The sequence below is a fragment of the Mitsuaria sp. CC2 genome, from assembly GCF_048957715.1.
Taxonomy (GTDB): Bacteria; Pseudomonadota; Gammaproteobacteria; order Burkholderiales; family Burkholderiaceae_C; genus Roseateles.
Window position 1 is genome coordinate 273,611 of record NZ_JARVXN010000011.1, and the last position, 19,144, is coordinate 292,754.

Genomic DNA, 19,144 nt, shown 5'->3' on the forward strand with positions numbered 1-19,144 from the left:
CCATGGCATCGTTCTTCATCGACCGGCCCATCTTCGCGTGGGTCATCGCGATCGTGATCATGCTGGCGGGCGCCGCCGCGGTGCGCATCCTGCCGCTGGAGCGCTACCCCGACATCGCGCCCACCCGCATCTCCATCAACACCAGCTACCCGGGCGCGGCCGCCAAGGCCATCGAGGATTCGGTGACGCAGGTCATCGAGCAGAACCTCAAGGGCATCGACGGCCTGTTCTCGATCGAATCGAGCAGCAACGCCTCCGGCGGCGCCAGCACGGTGCTGAGCTTCGTCGCGGGCACCGATCCCGACCTGGCACAGATGCAGGTGCAGAACAAGGTCTCGCAGTCGCTCTCGCGGCTGCCGCAGGCGGTGCAGGCCCAGGGCGTGCGCGTGACCAAGGCGGGCACCGAGAACCTGATGGTCATCATGCTGACCAGCGACAACCCGGCCGTGACCTCGGCCGACCTGGGCGACTACCTGTCCAGCACGCTGGTCGACATCATCAGCCGCATCGAGGGCGTGGGCGACGTCAACGTCTTCGGCTCCGGCTACGCGATGCGCATCTGGCTGGATCCCGCGCAGCTGCAGCGTTACGCGCTGGTGCCGGGAGACATCCGCAGCGCGCTGCTGGCGCAGAACACCGAGGTCTCGGCCGGCCAGCTCGGCGCCCAGCCGGCGCCGGAAGGCCAGCGGCTGACGGCCATCATCACCGCGCGCGCCAAGCTGACGACCGCCGAGCAGTTCCGCAACATCGTGCTGCGCGTGCAGCCCGACGGCTCGACCCTGAAGCTGAGCGACGTCGCCCGCGTCGAGCTGGGCCGCGACAGCTACACCTCCAACGTCAAGAGCACCGGCCAGACGGCGGCCGGCATGGCCATCCTGCCGGCCAGCGGCGCCAACGCGCTCAAGACCGCGGAGCTGGTCAAGGCCAAGCTCGCCGAGCTGGAACCCTTCTTCCCGCAGGGGATGACGTCGACCATCACCTACGACACGACGCCTTTCATCAGCGTCTCCATCGAGGGCGTGGTGCACACGCTGATCGAGGCGATGGTGCTGGTCGTGGCGATCATGTACCTGTTCATGCAGAACCTGCGCGCGACGCTGGTGCCGGCGATCGCCGTGCCGGTGGTGCTGCTGGGGACCTTCGGCGTGCTGGCGATCGCGGGCTACTCGATCAACTCGCTGACGATGTTCGGGCTGGTGCTGGCCATCGGCCTGCTGGTGGACGACGCCATCGTCGTGGTGGAGAACGTCGAGCGGCTGATGCGCGAGGAGGGCATGAGTCCGCGCGACGCGACCCGCGAGAGCATGAAGGAGATCAGCGGCGCGCTGGTCGGCATCGCGGTGGTGCTGTCGGCGGTGTTCATTCCGATGGCCTTCTTCGGCGGCTCGACCGGCATCATCTACCGCCAGTTCTCGATCACGGTCGTGAGCGCCATGATCCTGTCGGTGCTGGTGGCGATGAGCCTGTCGCCGGCGCTGTGCGCGACGCTGCTCAAGCCGGTGCACCAGGGCGAGCACGCGGCCCACGGCGGTCCGTTCGGCAAGCAGCTCGACTGGTTCTTCGGCGGCTTCAACCGCCAGTTCGACAAGTTCAGCGACCGCTACACGGCGCGCGTACGCTGGCTGACGGCGCGCGGGGTGCGCAGCTTCCTGGTCTACCTGCTGCTGATCGCCGGCATGGCGTTCCTGTACAAGTCGCTGCCGACCTCCTTCCTGCCGGACGAGGACCAGGGCAGCCTGCAGATGCAGGTCCGCATGGCGCCGGGCGCCACGTCGGAGCGCATGGAGGCGGTGGCGCTGGCGATGGAGACCTACCTGGCCGAGCAGAAGGAAGTGCAGTTCTACAACCTGGTGCGCGGCGCCAACGGCGACCAGGGCTCGGGCCAGGGCTTCATCCGTCTGACCGACTGGAAGGAACGCCCCGGGAAGGAGCAGAGCGCCGCCGCGCTGGCCGAGCGCTTCAGCCGCGAGCTCGGCAAGAAGATCCGCGACGCCAACATCTTCATCGTGCAGCCGCCGACGGTGCGAGGCCTGGGCGGCAGTGCCGGCATCCAGCTGTTCCTGCAGGACCTGGGCGGCGTGGGCACGCAGGCGCTGGCCGAGGCGCGCGACCGCCTGATCGATGAGGCCAACAAGCATCCCGAGCTGGCGCGCGCGCGCATCAACAGCCTGACGGAGACGCCGCAGCTGCAGATCAACATCGACGACCAGAAGGCGGGCACGCTGGGCGTGGCGACAACGACGATCAACGACACGCTGTCGATCGCGCTGGGCAGCAGCTACGTCAACGACTTCATTGACCGCGGCCGCGTCAAGCGCGTGCTGGTGCAGGGCGAGGGCGCCTACCGCGCCGATCCCGACGCGCTGCGCTACTGGTACGTGCGCAACGCCGCCGGCACGATGGTGTCGTTCAACGCCTTCGCCACGGCGACCTGGCAGAACGGGCCGCGCCAGCTGGTCCGCTACAACGGCAGCGCGGCGTACGAGATCCAGGCCGACGTGCCGCCGGGCGTGAGCTCCGGCGCGGCGATGAAGGCGATGGAATCCATCCTGCGCGAGATGCCGCCCGGCATCGGCTTCGAGTGGTCCGGCCGCAGCTACCAGGAGCGGCTCTCGGGCGACCAGGCGCCGATGCTGTATGCCGTGTCGGTGCTGTTCATCTTCCTTTGCCTGGCGGCGCTGTACGAGAGCTGGTCCGTGCCGTTCAGCGTGATGCTGGTCGTGCCGCTGGGCATCATCGGCGCGCTCGCGGCCAGCCACCTCGGCGGGCAGCAGAACGACGTGTTCTTCCAGGTCGGCCTGCTGACGACGGTGGGCCTGTCGGCGAAGAACGCGATCCTGATCGTGGAGTTCGCCGAGACCTTGCGAGGGCAGGGCATGAGCGTGCTGGAGGCGACCTTGAAGGCCTGCCGGCAGCGATTGCGACCCATCCTGATGACCTCGCTCGCGTTCATGATGGGCGTGCTGCCGCTGGCCTTCGCGAGCGGCGCGGGCTCGGGCTCGCAACGCGCCATCGGCGTCGGGGTGCTCGGCGGCATGGGCAGCGCGACGCTGCTGGGGATCTTCTTCGTCCCGCTGTTCTACCTGTGGGTGAAGCAGCGCTTCAGCCGCGCGAAACCTCCGGCGGCGCAGGCCGAGGAACACCAGGATCCGGAGGTGCGGGCATGAGCCGCGTTCTTGCACTTCGCCCGTCTGCGCAAGCCGGCCCGGGGGCTCCTCATACGCTGTCGCAAATCGTCCCCCCCGGGCCGGCTTGCGCCGACTCGACATCGAGCACGTTCTCGAGGAGCGTCTTGCTGTTGCCGTTGATGCTCGCGCTGAGCGCCTGCGGCAGTCTCGTTCCGAGCACCGACACGCCTCGTCCGCCCCTGCGCGACGATTTCCGCCCGACGGCAGCATCGGCCCCCACCGCCGCGGCTTCCGCGCCTGCGGCCTCGCATGAATGGCGCGGTTTCTTCGCCGATGCGCGGCTGGATGAAGTCGTCGCCACGGCGCTCGACCAGAACCGCAGCCTGCGCGCGAGCGCGGCCGCCGTCGAGCGCGTGCGGGCGCAGTACCGCGTGACCGCCGCGGATCGTCTGCCCGAGATCGGCGTCGGTGGCTCCGTCACGCGCCAGCGGACGATCAACGGCGAAGGCGCGACGACGGCCTACGGCGTCAACCTCGGCCTGGCGAGCTACGAGATCGATCTGTTCAACCGCCTCGGCAGCCTCGAGGGCGCGGCGCTGTCGCGCTTCCTCGCGGAGCAGGAGACGCAGCGCAGCACGCGGCTGAGCCTGGCCGCGGAGGTCGCGACGGCGTGGCTCGGCCTGGCGGCGGCGCAGCAACGCCTGACCCTCAACCAGGAGCTGCGCGACAGCCAGCAGCGCTCGCTGGATCTGGCCGAGCGGCAGTACGCGCTCGGCGCGGCGTCGGGGCTGGATCGGGCGCGGGCGCGCGCGGCCTTCGAGTCCGCACGCGGCGACGCGGCGGAAAGCGTCAGCGCGGTGACGCAGGCGCGATTGCAGCTGGAGCTGCTCGTCGGCCAGCCGCTGCCGGATCGGCTCCTGCCGACCGCGCCAGGCACGACGTCCACGCCGGGCGGCGTCGACGTCACGGTGCTGCCGGCGGTGCCGGGCGGTCTGCCCGCCGACGTGCTGCTGCAGCGGCCCGATCTGCGCGCGGCCGAGCAGCGTTTGCGCGCGGCGGCCTTCGACGTCGGCGCGGCGCGCGCGGCGCGATTCCCGCGCCTGACGCTGACGGCGAGCGCCGGCACGCGCAGTCCGGACCTGGACGGCCTCTTCAAGAGCGGCAGCGGCGTATGGAGCATCGTGCCGCAGATCGACCTGCCGATCTTCGACGGCGGACAACGCCGCGCGCAGGTCGAGGTCAGCGAGGCCAGCCGGCAGGAAGCGCTGGCGAACTACGAGTCCGCCTTGCAGACGGCGTTCCGCGAAGTCGCGGATGCGCTCGCGGTGCGCGACCAACTCGCCGAGCGGCTCGACGCGCAACAGGCGCAGGTCGATGCGGCCGAGCAGTCGCAACGCCTCGCTGAGCGCAGCTACCGCTTGGGCGGCAGCAGCCAGCTGGAGCTGCTTGATGCTCAACGCCAGGCGACGACGGCGAAGCGCGCGCTGGTGACGCTGCGACAGACCGAGCAGGCCAATCGCGTGGCGCTGCTCAGGGCGCTCGGTGGACGCTGGACGCAGTGATTGGACGGTGCGGCTGGTCCCGATGATGACTTTCGCTTTCGTATAAATCGAAAATAAAACTTTCGATTTATGTTGTAAGGAAAGAAAAAAACGTGGCGTAAACCATATTCGAAAGAATTCGATGGCTTCTTAGACTCCGCTGGTCATTCACCACGACCAGGGGATCTCATGAAGCAAGCCACTTGGCTGAACGCGCGTCCGACCACGCTTTTCAACACGTTCTCCCGACTTTCTGCCGTCGTTGCGCTCGCGGGCGCGGCGGCCGGTGTCGCGACCACGGCCACGGCGGCGCCGACCGGTTTCGGCCTGATCGCCTACTGGGGCGAGACCGCCAGCACCTACGGCGGCCAGGTGCCGTCGGGCGCCTATGTCGTCATCAATCCCAACAGTGGCGCGCAGGGGTTGAACGCGAGCCAGATCACCAACTGGAAGGCGGTCATTGCCAACATCCGCGCGCAAGGCGGCAAGGTGCTGGGTTACGTGCCGACCGGCTACGACCGCAACACGGCGGACGAGCTCGCGCGCTACAACGCGATTCCCGCAGAGCTCTCGGCTTACAAGAACACGCTGGGCGGCGTGGACGGCTTCTTCTTCGACGAGGCCGCGCACGACGACGCCTCGCTGACCGACGCGCAGAAATGCAGCGCCACGCCGACCAAGTGGGCCAACGTGCGCTCGATGGTGTCGGGCTCCGGCGCGGGCGGCATCAAGGTCTGGAACGCGGGCTGGCCGGGCGCGAGCGGCTGCTTCGTCAGCGCGGCGCAGTCGGGCGAGCACATCGTCATGTACGAAGCCGCCTATGCCGACTACCTCAACGGCGCGAGCTGGCTCAACGGCGACGTGCAGAACCTGGCGACCTCGCTCAACGTCAAGACGTGGCTCCTGATCCACTCCGCGACGCAGGCGCAGATGCAGGCGACGCTGCGCGGCACGACGGCCAACTACGTCTACGTGACCAGCATGACCTACAACCCCAGCCTGCCGTGGGGCGGGCCGATCTGGAACTACACGCCGACCTACTGGGGCAACGACACCACCAGCGGGACGGAGCGCTGGTGTCTGAAGAGCTTGAAGAGCGGCGGCAGCTGCTGATCCTCATCCTCATCCCGTCGAGCGCGCATCGGGTCCGGTGCGCGCCGTTCGGGCGACGCGCTACCTCCAAAGGGGGCGCCTGCAGCTACCTTCTGTTGCCTTGATCCCCTGAGCTTCCCCGCCCCCTCCGAGGGGGGAGTCTTTTTCCGTTGCCATTCCCCTTAGCATCGCTTCCGCTTTGACACGAAGCCGCTAAGACGGCAACAAGATGACGATCAATCAGGGAGTGGCGGACGTGCTCGAGCGCGCGTCCGGTTCGGCCGCCGCATTGCCGAACGGGGAGGGGGGCGACGCATCGCCGACCGTCGATCGGGATGGGGCGTTGCGCGCGTTGTGCATCGTGGCGCGCATGCACCACGTGGCGGCCGATGCGCCGTCGCTGCGGCACAGCCTGGGCCTGGGGGCCAGCGATGCGCCGTCGACGCAGGACCTGCTCCTGGCCGCGAAGCGGCTGGGGCTCAAGGCCAAGCGCTCGTCGACGAGCATCGAGCGGCTGAGCCTCGCGGCGCTGCCCGCGCTGGCGACCTTGCGCGACGGGCGGACCGTCGTGCTGGCGCAATGCGACGGCAAGCGCGTGCTGTTCATGGACCCGACCGGCGACGAGGCGTCGGCGCGGCCGACGATCGAGCCGGTCGAGACCTTCGCCGCCGAATGGACCGGCGAACTGATCCTGGTCACCAGCCGCGCGAGCCTCGCCGGCGAGCTGGCCAAGTTCGACTTCTCCTGGTTCATCCCGAGCATCGTCAAGCACCGCCGCCTGCTGGGCGAGGTGCTGACGATCTCGCTGTTCCTGCAGCTGTTCGCGCTGGTCAGTCCGCTGTTCTTCCAGGTCGTGATGGACAAGGTGCTGGTGCACCGCGGCCTCACCACGCTGGACGTGCTGGTGATCGGGCTGGTCGTGATCATGGTGTTCGAGAGCGCGCTCAACATCCTGCGCTCCTACGTCTTCAGCCATACGACCAGCCGCATCGACGTGGAGCTGGGGTCGCGGCTGTTCCGGCACCTGCTGAGCCTGCCGCTGGCCTACTTCCAGGCGCGGCGCGTGGGCGATTCGGTGGCGCGGGTGCGCGAGCTGGAGAACATCCGCCAGTTCCTGACCGGCAACGCGCTGACGCTGGTGCTGGACGTGCTGTTCTCGGTGATCTTCATCGCGGTGATGTTCAGCTACAGCGCGACGCTGACGCTGATCGTGCTGATCTCGCTGCCGCTGTACCTGGTGCTGAGCCTGTCCATCGTGCCGGTGCTGCGCGGTCGGCTCAACGAGAAGTTCGCGCGCGGCGCGGAGAACCAGAGTCTGCTGGTGGAGACGGTGACCGGCATCCAGACGGTGAAGGCCAGCGCGCTGGAGCCGCAGATGGCGCGCAAGTGGGATGAGCAGCTGGCGGCGTATGTCTCGGCCTCGTTCCGCACGCAGACGCTGGCGCAGTACGGCAACGAGGGCATCAACCTGATCGGCAAGCTGGTCAACGCCGCCACGCTGTGGTGGGGCGCGCAGCTGGTGATCGAAGGCCACCTGAGCGTCGGCCAGTTCATCGCCTTCAACATGTTCGCGGGTCGCGTGGCGCAGCCCATCATGCGTATCGCGCAGATGTGGACGGACTTCCAGCAGACGGGCATCTCGATGGCGCGGCTGGGCGACGTGCTGAACACGCGCACGGAGCTGCGCTCGCAGAGCGCCGGCGCGATGCCGCGCGTGCGGGGCGACGTGACGCTGGAGAACGTCACCTTCCGCTACCCGCCCGACGCGCAGCCGGTGCTGCACGGCGTGGACCTGACGGTGCAGGCCGGGGAGGTCATCGGCATCGTGGGGCGCAGCGGCTCGGGCAAGAGCACGCTGACCAAGCTGCTGCAGCGGCTGTACGTGCCGGAGTCGGGGCGCGTGCTGGTCGACGGGCAGGACATCGCCGTGGCCGACGCGACGCAGTTGCGCCGGCAGGTCGGCGTGGTGCTGCAGGAAAACATGCTGTTCAACCGTTCGGTGCGGGAGAACATCGCCATCGCAGATCCGGCCGCGCCCATCGAGGCGGTGATGCAGGCGGCCAAGCTCGCCGGCGCGCACGACTTCATCGCGGAGCTGCCCGAGGGCTACGACACGATGGTGGGCGAGCAGGGCACGGGGCTGTCCGGCGGGCAGCGGCAACGCATCGCGATCGCGCGGGCGCTGTTCGGGCAGCCGCGGGTGTTGATCTTCGATGAGGCGACGAGCGCGCTCGACTACGAGAGCGAGGCCATCATCCAGAAGAACATGCGGGCGATCTGCCAGGGGCGGACGGTGTTCATCATCGCGCACCGGCTGAGCGCGGTGCGCCACGCTGACCGGATCATCGCGATGGAGAAGGGCCGCATCGCGGAGATGGGCAGCCATGACGAACTGATCGCCATGCCGCAAGGGCTTTACGCGCACCTGTGGCGCATGCAGAGCGAAGGAGGCTCGGAATGAGCGCGGAACTGGTGGAGGGCGCCGGTGCGCCCGCGATGAGCGCGACGCGCGAAGGGGCCGAGGCAGCGCCGAAGCCGCGTCATCCGGTGCGTGAGCTGCTGGGGCGGTATGGCGCGGTGTTCCGGGCGGCGTGGGAGCGGCGCGAGGAGCTCGCGGGCCCGCGTCGCATGGCCGACGAGCGAGCCTTCCTGCCCGCCGCGCTGGAGCTGCAGGAGACGCCGCCGCATCCGGCGCCGCGCCGCGCGGCGATCGCGATCTGCACGCTGTTCGTGCTCGCGCTGCTGTGGGCGCTGATCGGGCAGATCGACGTCGTCGCGGTGGCGCAGGGGCGGGTCATCGTCAGCGACCGCAGCAAGACGATCCAGCCGCTGGAGACCAGCGTGGTGCGCGAGGTCTTCGTGAAGGACGGCGACAAGGTGAAGGCGGGGCAGCTGCTGATCGCGCTGGACTCGACGATGACGGAGGCGGACAGCCACCGCGTCGACAAGGAGCGGGTGGCGGCGCTGTCGGAGGTGCTGCGCTCGCGCGCGCTGCTGCAAGCGCTGACGGGCGGCGGCGCGCCGCAGTTGACGGAGGCCTCGATGAGCTCGATGCCGCGCGAGGACGCGAACAGCGCGCGCTTCCAGCTGCAGAGCGAGTGGGCGGACATCTCCGCGAAGCTGGCGAAGCTGCAGGCGGAGCTGGAGCGCCGTGACGCGGAGATCGCGACGGCCAAGCAGGTGGTCGAGAAGCTGCAGAGCACGGTGCCGATGGCGCAGCAGCGCGAGCGCGACTACAAGGCGCTGAGCGATCAGGGCTTCGTCGCGGGCCATGCGGGGCAGGACCGGACGCGGGAGCGGATCGAGCAGGAGAAGGACCTCGGCACGGCGATCGCGCGTGAGCGCGAGACGCAGGCGGCGCTGGCGGAGTCGCGCGGGTCGACGGCGTCGTTCCGGGCGGAGACGCTGAGGACGCTGCGGGATCGGGAAGCGCAGGCCGACCTCAAGTTGAAGCAGCTCGCCGAGGAAGGCGCGAAGGCCAACAAGCGCAATCAGCTGACGAGGCTGACCGCACCGGTCGACGGCACGGTGCAGCAGCTCGCGGTGCATACGGCCGGCGGCGTCGTGACCGAGGCGCAGGTGCTGCTGGTGCTCGTGCCCGATGAGGCCGAGGTAACCGCGGAGGTCGTGCTGGAGAACAAGGACATCGGCTTCGTGCGCGCCGGGCAGGAGGCGGAGATCAAGCTCGAAACCTTCCCGTACACGCGCTACGGCACTGTGGCGGCGACGGTGAAGAGCGTGAGCGCGGATGCGGTGAATGACGAGAAGCGCGGGGCGATCTTTCCGGTGACGCTGGTGCTGGGGAAGGGCGTGATCGATGTGGATGGGAAGCAGGTGAGGCTGGCCCCCGGCATGAATGTCACGGCCGAGATCAAGACCTCGCAACGCCGAGTGATCCGGTATCTGTTTGATCCGGTGAAGCAGCATGTGGATGAAAGTATGAGGGAAAGATGATGCGCACAAACGATCTTGTCATTGGCCTGTTCGTGGTCGCCCTGCTGCTGGCAGCGTGCGGCGACGGCGATCGGACTGTGAGTCCGTCTGCGAGCTCTGCGAGCGCCTCGAGCTCGCCCCCACGACAGGTCCATGCCCGATTCGGCGGTGCGCTGGTCAGCATCCCGGCGGAGTTCGCCCAGGGCGTCGAGTACGACGGAGAACCCACGTGGAAGCCGGTCCCGGGAGACGCCGGCGAACGGCGGGGCAATGATCCGAAGATCAAGAGTTTCGGCTTCGAGTTCAGGTATCCGGACAAGACCGGGCCTGCCAACAAGGCCGCTGCACAGGAACGTGCGCGTTTGTCACCGGCCGACTCGCCCTGGATCTTCGTCGGGTTGAAGTCCGGCGAGCTCTATCCGGGACCGGGCGGTGTGCAGCGCATTGCGGCCGGTGTCCTGAACACGCCGGATCCCCGCACCGGCGCCGCGTACGCGCGCGCTGCGCAGGACACCTGCGGCCTGGAGACCTATGTCCTTCAGGGAGAACTGACGCAGGCACAGCGGGAAGACGCCAAGGACATCTTCGTGGCGCGCGACGGCACCGGTCAGGCGCGGACTTTCCTCGAATGCAGCAACCGGAGTGTCCGCAGCGCGCCGTGCACGCAACGCTTCGATCTCGAACCGCGGCTTCATGCCTCGGTCTATCTGCTGTATCCCCGCACGCAGATGTGCGAGTGGTCCGGCATCCAGCAGGCGACGAGAGAGGTCACCGAAAGCTTCATCCGGCCGTCCAGGTAATGGCGACCGCGATTCATCAAAGACTCGATTCGACAGGGAGATATAGACAATGGCTCAGAAAGTCAGCGCGACACAGATCCAGCAATACATCGCAGCAGTTCAATCCGGGGGCGTCGTTGCCGCACAGCAGATGTACCAGTCCTTCCTCGGCCTGGGTTACGACTACGCCGGGTGGGCGCTCGGCGTGGCGGCGGGCAGCTCGATCACCGGGCGCGAGGCGTACGACTTCTTGTCCAACACGGCGTTGGCCGGGGTCGGCAGCGATGCGTGTCGCAATCTCACGGCCACGCAGGTCGATCGAATCAAGATCGACATGGCCCAAGCCTTCCTGAATACGTTGCTGAAGAACGCCAACGAGAACGGCGGCGTGGTCGAGCAGGACGTCACCTACCGGGAAACCGAGAAGTTCCACTCCGAAGTGTTCCTGGACAACGGACTCTCCATCGAGAACTGGACCCTGAAAGTCCCGATGGACATCGTGCTCCAGATGCAGGGGAAGGCCGGTGCGGAGTCCATGTGGAAGCAGATCCGGGACACGCAGGGCACCGGGCTGGACGCGCTCATCGCAAGCGGTTTCCTGGCCGACGTGGTGCAGGGTGCTGCCCTGGTCGCGACTGATGCGACGGACAGGCAGCGTGCGCGGGATTGGCTCAGCGCGGTGATCTATCCCGGGTTCGTCGACAAGGCGGTGAAGCTGTTCGGCGACTTCTGGACAACGGAAGTCAAGCAGAGGTTCACGGAGCTGAGTGCCTCCCTGAGCGGCACCACGATTTCCGACGCCCTTGGTCGGACCGGTGCTGCGCTGATCGAGCAGTTGATGAAGGGGCCGCCGCAATCCGGCTATCCGGCAGCGGGAGACCGCGATCGGTTCCTCAACAACTTCAATGAGGCCATGCTGCTGCTGCCGACCTCGATGCGCACCGAGGTGGTCAGCAAGACGCTCGAGCGAGCCTATGCGCAGTGGAAGCTGGGCGTAGGCGCTTTCGCCGGCAAAGACTGGGCCGAGATCGAGAAGCGGATCCAGGGCATCTACGGCGGCGCCTTCCTTGACCGAACCCTGATCGCCGGCATCGTTAAGGCCTTCAACATCGCGCTGAAGACGGTCTCGCCCATCGTGCTGGACCTCGACGGAAACGGCATTGATCTGATTGGTTTCGACCAGGGAGTCAATTTCGATCACGACGGCGACGGCTTCGCGGAACGTACGGGTTGGGTCCACGGTCGGGACGGACTGCTCGTGCTGGATCGCGACCACAACGGCGAGATCGACAGCGGCCGGGAGCTGTTCGGCTCCGAGACGATCCTGTCGGACGGCACCAAGGCCGTCAACGGTTTCCATGCGATGTGGGAACTCGACATCAACCAGGATCGACGGCTTGATGCCGACGATCCGCGATTCGCCGAGTTGCGGGTCTGGGTCGACGAGAACTCCGACGGCAAGGCTCAATCCGTCGAGCTCCGCTCGCTGGCCCAGGTGGGGATCAAGAGCATCTCGATCGATCACACCTGGACGCAGGATCGCGGCAAGACGGATCAGTACGGCAACGAGGCGACGGACCAGGGGAGCTTCGAGTGGGTCGACGGCACGGTGGGCCGTCTCGTCGACGTGTGGTTCGCCGTCGAGCGGTCGATCAGCGAGTCGACCGTGCTGATCGCCGAAACAGCCGAGGTGGCGGCATTGCCGGAACTGCCCGGCTTCGGCGTCATCCCGAGCCTGCATCAGGCTCTCCTGCGCGACGCAAGCGGCAAGCTCAAGGGGCTGGTTCAGGCCTTCATCGAGGCCGAGGGGGAAACCGAGCGTCGCCAGGTGCTGGAGCATCTCCTGTTCACCCTGGCCGGCGCCGACGACAAGGCCAGGAACAGCCGCGACATCTATATCGAGGACGGTCGCTGGCTGTACGTGCTGGAAGCGATCACCGGTCGGAAGTATTACCAGAGCGCCGGCACCAACGAAGACACACCCAATCCCGGACCCAACGCAGGACGCGTGCTCACGCTGGCCTATCACCAGTACGCGGACAGCATGTACGCGCAACTGATGGTCCAGACGCGGCTGAAGCCCTTCTTCGACGCCATCAGGACCACCGTGGACATCTCGACCGGGACGATCTCCACGGACATCTCCGCGGCGATGACCGTGCTGGAAAACAAGTTCAACGCCGGCGATGTGGATGCGGCGGAGATCGGCAAGGTCCTGCGCGCCAACGGTCAACATGGCGAAGAGATCCTGACCAAGGTGCGCAACGCCTCCGCCGGGCTCCAGGGCGCGTTCGGGACCTGGCTCAACTCCGTTCTGACGCTCGGTACCCTGGGCGGCGTCTACCGCGACGTGCTGGTGGGAGGCGTCTCGGACGACACCATCCTCGCCGGCGGCGGCGACGACCTCATCGACGGCTGGGACGGCAACGACACGTTGGTCGGCGGCGAAGGCAACGACACCTATCGCGTCGCCGCCGGGGCCGGGAACGACATGATCCTCGACGAGGAAGGGGGCAGGGATAGGGTCGAATTCGGCGCGGGCATCTCCGCGACCGGCATGAAGATCGTGCGCGCCGGCTTCGATCTGCTCGTGACCTTTGAAGGCGTATCGAACAGGCTGACGATCGGCAACTGGGGCGCGCATTCGGCTTACCAGATCGAGGAGCTGGTTTTCGCCGACGGCACGGTGGTGAAGATGGCGGATCTGATGACGCGGTACGGGGCCTTGCAGGGGGATGCGGGCAACAACCAGCTGGTCGGCGACAACGGCGCGAATGTGCTGAATGCGCCGGATTTCCTGAACGCATCGACCTGGGCGCCCGTTTACGACCCGACCTTGCGGGACGGCTATGTCGACAACTCCCGCGGGGGCGCGGACACCCTGATCGGCGGCGCTGGCGACGACGTCTATTACACGACGTCGAGCAACGGGGAAGCTCGGCCGTTCATCCACCATCCCAACGATCTGGGCGTGGCGGACGAGACGATCGTCGAACTGGCAGATGGCGGGCATGACACCGTCGTCACGACGGCGTATCACGAGACCCTCGCCGACAACGTGGAAGACCTGGTCACGTTCAACGCGCAGGACTACTTCTACACCGACAGCGGACGCCATATCGAGCACACGTACACCGGCAACGCGCTGGATAACGTCATCGACGCGAGCCGTCTCAATGGGGCGGTGCGGATCGACGGCGGTGCCGGCGCCGATACGCTCATCGGAGGAAGCGAGTCGAGCGACGTCTTCGTCATCGACAATGTGGGCGATGTGGTTCGCGGCGATAAGGAGAGCGACCGTTGGGGCACCGTGGACGCGGTGGAGGCCTCGATCTCGTACGCGCTGACCGCAGGTGTCGAGAACCTGACGATGACGGGATCGAACGCGACCGTCGGGACGGGCAATGCGAAGAACAACGTGCTCGATGGCAGCCTCAATGCTGCCGCCAACACGTTGGTGGGCGGACTGGGCGACGACTTCTACCGGGTCGATGCGTCGGACGTGATCGTCGAAAGGGCCGACGAGGGCTTCGACACGGTGGTGATCGTCTCGGCGGGCAGCGCGTCCATGTTCAAGCTGGACCTGGCCGCCTCGGTGGAGCGGCTGATCCTGGACGAGGCGGTGGGTGAGGTGGGCGTGATCGGGTCGGACCTGGACGACAACTTCGCGGGGAACTCCAAGCGCAACGTGATGATCGGCGGCGCGGGCAACGATGTCATGGACGACGGCTGGATCCGAGATCCTCTGTGGGGACGCTACATGGTGTCCGGCCAGGACGTCCTTGATGGAGGCGCGGGAGATGACCTCATCTACACGCACGGGGACTACGACTTCATTACCGGCGGGACGGGCAACGACACGATCTCCCTGATGTTCGATGACCGCGGCTCGGCCCGGGTGTTCTTCAATCGTGGAGACGGCGCGGACTGGCTCACCGAGACGACGGTGGGCTCGGTCGACGTCGAATTCGGCGCGGGCATCGACGCGTCCGAATTCGTGATGGCGCGCCAGGGCGACGACCTGCAGCTGAGGGTGGGAGGCTCGGGCGATTCGATGACCTTCAGCCGGGCGTTCGTCGATCCGGGCTCGGAGCCGTTCCGCTCGACGCTGGGCACGGTGACCTTCGCCGGCGGGTTCGAGCTCAGCCGCGCGGAGGTGCGGGCGCGCTTCGTCAACGGCAACGTCAACGCCGTGACCGAAGACGGGGACCTGATCATCGCGGGGAGCGGGGCGGACACGCTGTCGGGTGCGGGCGGCGACGACCGCATCTCGGCGGGAGCGGGCGACGACGACATCACCGGTGGCCTGGGCAATGACTCGCTGTACGGCGGGCAGGGCAACGACGTCTACCGCTTCAATGTCGGCGATGGCTTCGACATGCTGGTCGACGTGGGCGGCGTTGATACCCTGGTGCTGGGAGCCGGCCTGAACGAGGCGGACATGGCCGTCAGCGCCTGGTGGCCGAACGACCTGATCCTGTCCTTCGGCAACGACGGGATCCGCATCAAGGACGGTCGCATCGAAGGCGCGGCGACGACCATCGAGTTCGTGCGCTTCGCCGACGGGACCGTGCGCGACATCGCGTACCTGCGCTCGCTGGAAGCGATCCGGGGCAGCGACGAGAACGACGATCTCCTTGGCGACGTCGGCAACGAGCGTCTGCTGGGTCTGGCCGGCAATGACACGCTGGACGGCGGTGGGGGCACCGACACGCTCATCGGCGGCCTGGGCGACGACACCTACGTGGTCGACAGCAATGACGACGTGGTCGTCGAGGAGACGAACCAGGGCACCGACCTCCTGCGGAGCTCGGTGTCTTACACGCTATCGGCCAATGTCGAGAACATCGTGCTTACCGGCACGGCCCCGATCTCGGCGACCGGCAACGCGCTGAACAACAAGCTCGAAGGCAACGCAGGTGCGAACCGGCTGGACGGCGGTCTGGGCGCGGACGCGATGAAAGGCGGCGCGGGCGACGACACCTACGTGGTGGACAACGCCGGCGACACCGTCACCGAGTCGTCCAACCAGGGCACCGACAAGGTCCTGGCCAGCGTGAACTACACGCTGGGCAGCAACATGGAACAGCTGGAGCTGACCGGTTCCTCGGACATCACCGGCACGGGCAACACGCTGGCCAACGTCCTCATCGGCAACGCCGGCGCCAACGTGCTGACCGGCGGCACCGGTAACGACACGATGAGCGGCGGCCTGGGCAACGACACCTACGTCGTCGACGTGGTGGGCGATGTCGTGAACGAGAACGCCAACGAGGGCATCGACCTGGTCCAGAGCGCGGTGAACTGGACGCTCGGCGCGAGCGTCGAGAACCTGACGCTCACCGGCTCCAACGCGACCAACGGGACCGGCAACGGGCTCGACAACGTGTTGACCGGCAACGGCAACGCCAACAAGCTCGACGGTGGCGCGGGCAACGATTCGCTGGTGGGCGCCGCAGGTGCCGACTCGCTGACCGGCGGCACCGGCAGCGACACGCTCGACGGCGGTGCCGGCAACGACACGATGCTGGGCGGCGCTGGAGACGACTTCTATGTCGTCGACGCCACGACCGACGCGATCACCGAGAACGCTTCCGAGGGGACGGACACCGTGCTGACCTCGGTCACGCTGACGCTGGTCGCCAACGTCGAGAACGTGACGCTCTCGACCGGCACCACAGCCCTTAGCGCGACGGGCAACGCCTCCAACAACGTGATGATCGGAAACGCCGGGGCCAACACGCTGACGGGTGCGGCGGGCAACGACACGCTGCAAGGCGGCCTGGGCAACGACTCGCTCGTCGGTGGCGCGGGGGCGGACCTGTACCTCTTCAACAAGGGTGACGGCTCCGACACGATCCAGGACAGCGATTCGACATCGGGCGTGCTGGACCAGTTGACCTTCGGCGCCAACATCACGCGCAGCGGGACGACCTTCAAGAAGGTGAGCAACAACCTGGAGATCACGTTCACGGGCACCACGACGGACAAGGTGGTGGTCAAGGACTGGTACCTGGGGGCGGCCAACCAGGTCGAGCGCGTCGTCTACGCGGACGGCACGGTGATGACCAACGCGCAGGTCAACACGGCGGCCGGGCAGCCTGCGGGATCGTCCACGGCGAAGACCGCGATGGTGAAGACCAGCGCGGATCGCGAGCTGGTCGGGACCTACCAGGAATGGCTGATCCACACCGGGTCGGACAGCACCGGCTTCGACCAGACGGTGACACGTCAGGCCGATGCGCTGATCGAGGCGATGGCGTCCTTCTCGGGCTCGTCGGGGATGGCGACGAACGCGTCGCTGCCGCTGTACACGGGCGAGTTCCGCGATCAGTTCGCCGTCTCGGCACGCTGAGGCGTGACCTCCGCGCGGCCGCTGGATTCGTCCGGGGGCTGCGCGGCGTCGCGTCGATGGACGCTTGAATCTGGAGGAAGCGCGGATGCGCGTGCTGATCATTCATCAGAACTTTCCCGGGCAGTTCCGGCATGTGGCCAAGGCGTGGTCGGAGCGGCCGGGCTGGCAGGTGGTCGGCATCGGCCGGGACACGGCGCCGGGGATGCCCGAGCTCGAACGCAGCGGCCGGCTCACGCTGATCCGCTACAAGCCGCATCGCGACGTGGGCAAGGGCCAGCACCACTACCTGCGCCGGATGGAGGAGGCCGTGCTGCACGGCCAGGCGGTGGCGCGCGTGCTGCTGAAGCTCAAGGCCAAGGGCTTCGTGCCCGACGTGATCCTGGCGCACCCGGGCTGGGGCGAGACGCTCAACGCGAAGGACGTGTTCCCGGACGCGCGGCTCGTGCACTTCTGCGAGTGGTTCTACAACGCGCCGGCCAGCGGCAACGGGCTCGATCCGGACTGGCCCGGCGCGGACATCGGCTTCGATCCCGAGTTCCCGGTGAGCTTCGACGACCGGGCGCGCATCCGCGCGTGGAATGCGCTGCACCTGCTGAACCTGGAGAACTGCGACGCGGCGATCAGCCCGACGCAGTGGCAGAAGGTGCAGCATCCGAAGGCCTACCTCGACAAGATCACCGTGGCGCACGAGGGCATCGATCTCGACGGCCTGAAGCCCGATCCCGAGGCACGGATGACGATGCCCAACGGCGCGGTGCTGAAGGCGGGCGATCCGGTGATCACGTATGTCGCGCGCAACCTGGAGCCGTATCGCGGCTTCCATCAGTTCATGCGCGCGCTGCCGGCCATCCAGCGGGAGCACAAGACCTGCCACACGGTGATCGTGGGCGGGGACGAGGTGAGCTACGGCAGGGCGCCCGCGGCAGGCAAGACCTGGCGCCAGGTGATGCTGGAGGAGGTCGGCGATGGGCTCGATCCGACGCGCACGCACTTCCTCGGCAAGGTGCCTTATGCGGACTACAAGCGCGTGCTGCAGCTGTCAGCGGCGCATGTGTACCTGACCTATCCGTTCGTGCTGAGCTGGTCGATGTTGGAGGCGATGGCGACGGGGTGCGTTGTGGTCGGGTCGGATACGGCGCCGGTGCGGGAGGTGATCGATGACGGGGTCAATGGCTTGTTGGTTGGCATGTTCGATCGGGCACGGCTGTCGGAGCGGACGTTGGAGGCGCTGACTCTGTCGATCGCGGAACGCCAGAAATCGAGTTATTCGGCGCGACGTCGCGCGATGGATTTTGGAACGACGGCTGGCGCAAATGCTTTTGAGACGCTTTGTCTCGCCGAACAGCAACGAATGAAACGGACGGCTTGATGCGCTCGCGATCTTCGGATTCGATGAGGTGGGGAGCTCGCGAGCGGCTCACGTCCCCAGATCTGCAGATGGCCGCCAAGGCATTTCTCGTCACCTCGAAGGGTGCGGCCCACTCAGGCGGGAAGGCAATTCCAGCAGGTTCACCGATGTTCAGATGGCTGGTTGGGAGCAGTCTTGAAGAATGAATTGAACCTATTGAAGCATTGTTTTGTGATTTTTGCGCTCGCGAGCTTCGTTGTTGCCTGTGATCGCAGAAATCCGGAGCATGCACGCGAAGAAGAAGCTCGTAGACAGGGGGCGTGCAGGGATGAGCCATGGTGTGGGAATGACACGCCGCCCGAATATGACGCCAAGACGCAGGCACGATTGAAATGGGACGATCGTTGGTTTCTAGCGCCGGTTGCGTATCAGTACAACACTGGATTGGCTTTTTATTGGCCGTCGAGAAGGCCAGTTGCAGTGAGTCGCAAAGAATCTGATGCGGCAGATTGGATGGTTTTCCTGCTCCCGCGATCTCATGATCTTCCGCCGGAGCCTAGAGGATATGGACGCATCCAAGAGGCAGAGAAGATGGGACGTTTGCTTGAACGCGTGACGTTAAGGCCGGGACTGGATCGAGTGAGATATATCCGGGCCAGTGCGACTGCCGCTTCTTCGAGTGACAGAAGTTCCGTTACCGTTTATGTAGCGACAGAAAAAAGGACGCCCGATGGACAACCTCCAGTCTTCGCTTGCGCGTTGAATGCGCAAGATCCTTCTCAAGCCGGAGGCGGTACCGGCTTTGTCTGGAAAGACAGGATCTATGTCGAGATCCTGATTCGCTCAGGCAATGTGTGCGAAGAGTGGCCGGAGATCTACGATGAGATTGAGCGCGTGCTCAATCTGACGAAGGAGGGCTGATGACTGAGCATTTCTCATCCAAATTGGTTAGTTTGATTTAATCGAAG

9 protein-coding genes are annotated in these 19,144 nt (G+C 66.6%); all 9 read left to right on the forward strand.

The window, feature by feature from the left end; translation table 11 throughout:
• Positions 1-2 precede the first annotated feature (2 nt).
• The 9 genes from PV762_RS07170 to PV762_RS07210 all read left to right on the forward strand — a co-directional run bounded on the left by PV762_RS07170 (position 3) and on the right by PV762_RS07210 (position 19,097).
• Entirely contained in the window at positions 3-3,167 is a 3,165-nt protein-coding gene (locus PV762_RS07170; RefSeq protein ID WP_421034340.1) for an efflux RND transporter permease subunit, read from the forward strand.
• 125 nt (positions 3,168-3,292) lie between these two features.
• The gene (locus PV762_RS07175) at positions 3,293-4,690 is read left to right on the forward strand and encodes an efflux transporter outer membrane subunit (protein WP_421034341.1); all 1,398 of its coding nucleotides are present in this window, start codon (positions 3,293-3,295) and stop codon (positions 4,688-4,690) included.
• 168 nt (positions 4,691-4,858) lie between these two features.
• Positions 4,859-5,782: a spherulation-specific family 4 protein gene (locus PV762_RS07180; protein ID WP_421034342.1), complete on the forward strand. Its 924-nt coding sequence runs from the start codon at positions 4,859-4,861 to the stop codon at positions 5,780-5,782.
• 208 nt (positions 5,783-5,990) lie between these two features.
• Positions 5,991-8,222, forward strand: coding sequence for a type I secretion system permease/ATPase (locus tag PV762_RS07185; protein WP_421034343.1), 2,232 nt, complete (start codon positions 5,991-5,993; stop codon positions 8,220-8,222).
• Complete coding sequence (locus PV762_RS07190; RefSeq protein ID WP_421034344.1) at positions 8,219-9,715, forward strand: HlyD family type I secretion periplasmic adaptor subunit; 1,497 nt, start codon at positions 8,219-8,221, stop codon at positions 9,713-9,715. The genes PV762_RS07185 and PV762_RS07190 overlap by 4 nt, the downstream gene beginning before the upstream one ends.
• Positions 9,712-10,494 carry a hypothetical protein gene (locus PV762_RS07195; RefSeq protein WP_421034345.1) on the forward strand — a complete coding sequence of 261 codons (783 nt, stop codon included), beginning with the start codon at positions 9,712-9,714 and terminating at the stop codon, positions 10,492-10,494. Before PV762_RS07190 ends, PV762_RS07195 begins: the two co-directional genes overlap by 4 nt.
• Positions 10,495-10,543: 49 nt before the next feature.
• Positions 10,544-16,828, forward strand: a complete 6,285-nt coding sequence (locus PV762_RS07200) for a beta strand repeat-containing protein (protein ID WP_421034346.1) — start codon at positions 10,544-10,546, stop codon at positions 16,826-16,828.
• A 64-nt stretch (positions 16,829-16,892) separates the two neighbouring features.
• On the forward strand, positions 16,893-18,197 hold the full coding sequence (locus tag PV762_RS07205) for a glycosyltransferase family 4 protein (RefSeq protein WP_421034347.1): 1,305 nt from the start codon (positions 16,893-16,895) through the stop codon (positions 18,195-18,197).
• Positions 18,198-18,371: 174 nt separating this feature from the next.
• Positions 18,372-19,097 (forward strand): hypothetical protein, encoded by a 726-nt coding sequence (locus PV762_RS07210; protein WP_421034348.1) that lies wholly within the window; start codon positions 18,372-18,374, stop codon positions 19,095-19,097.
• The last annotated feature ends 47 nt before the right edge of the window (positions 19,098-19,144 follow it).

Coding starts and splice junctions, on each gene's coding strand:
- PV762_RS07190 (WP_421034344.1), top strand. CDS start 8,219: ATGAGCGCGGAACTGGTGGAGGGCGCCGGTGCGCCCGCGATGAGCGCG.
- PV762_RS07200 (WP_421034346.1), top strand. CDS start 10,544: ATGGCTCAGAAAGTCAGCGCGACACAGATCCAGCAATACATCGCAGCA.
- PV762_RS07180 (WP_421034342.1), top strand. CDS start 4,859: ATGAAGCAAGCCACTTGGCTGAACGCGCGTCCGACCACGCTTTTCAAC.
- PV762_RS07195 (WP_421034345.1), top strand. CDS start 9,712: ATGATGCGCACAAACGATCTTGTCATTGGCCTGTTCGTGGTCGCCCTG.
- PV762_RS07185 (WP_421034343.1), top strand. CDS start 5,991: ATGACGATCAATCAGGGAGTGGCGGACGTGCTCGAGCGCGCGTCCGGT.
- PV762_RS07170 (WP_421034340.1), top strand. CDS start 3: ATGGCATCGTTCTTCATCGACCGGCCCATCTTCGCGTGGGTCATCGCG.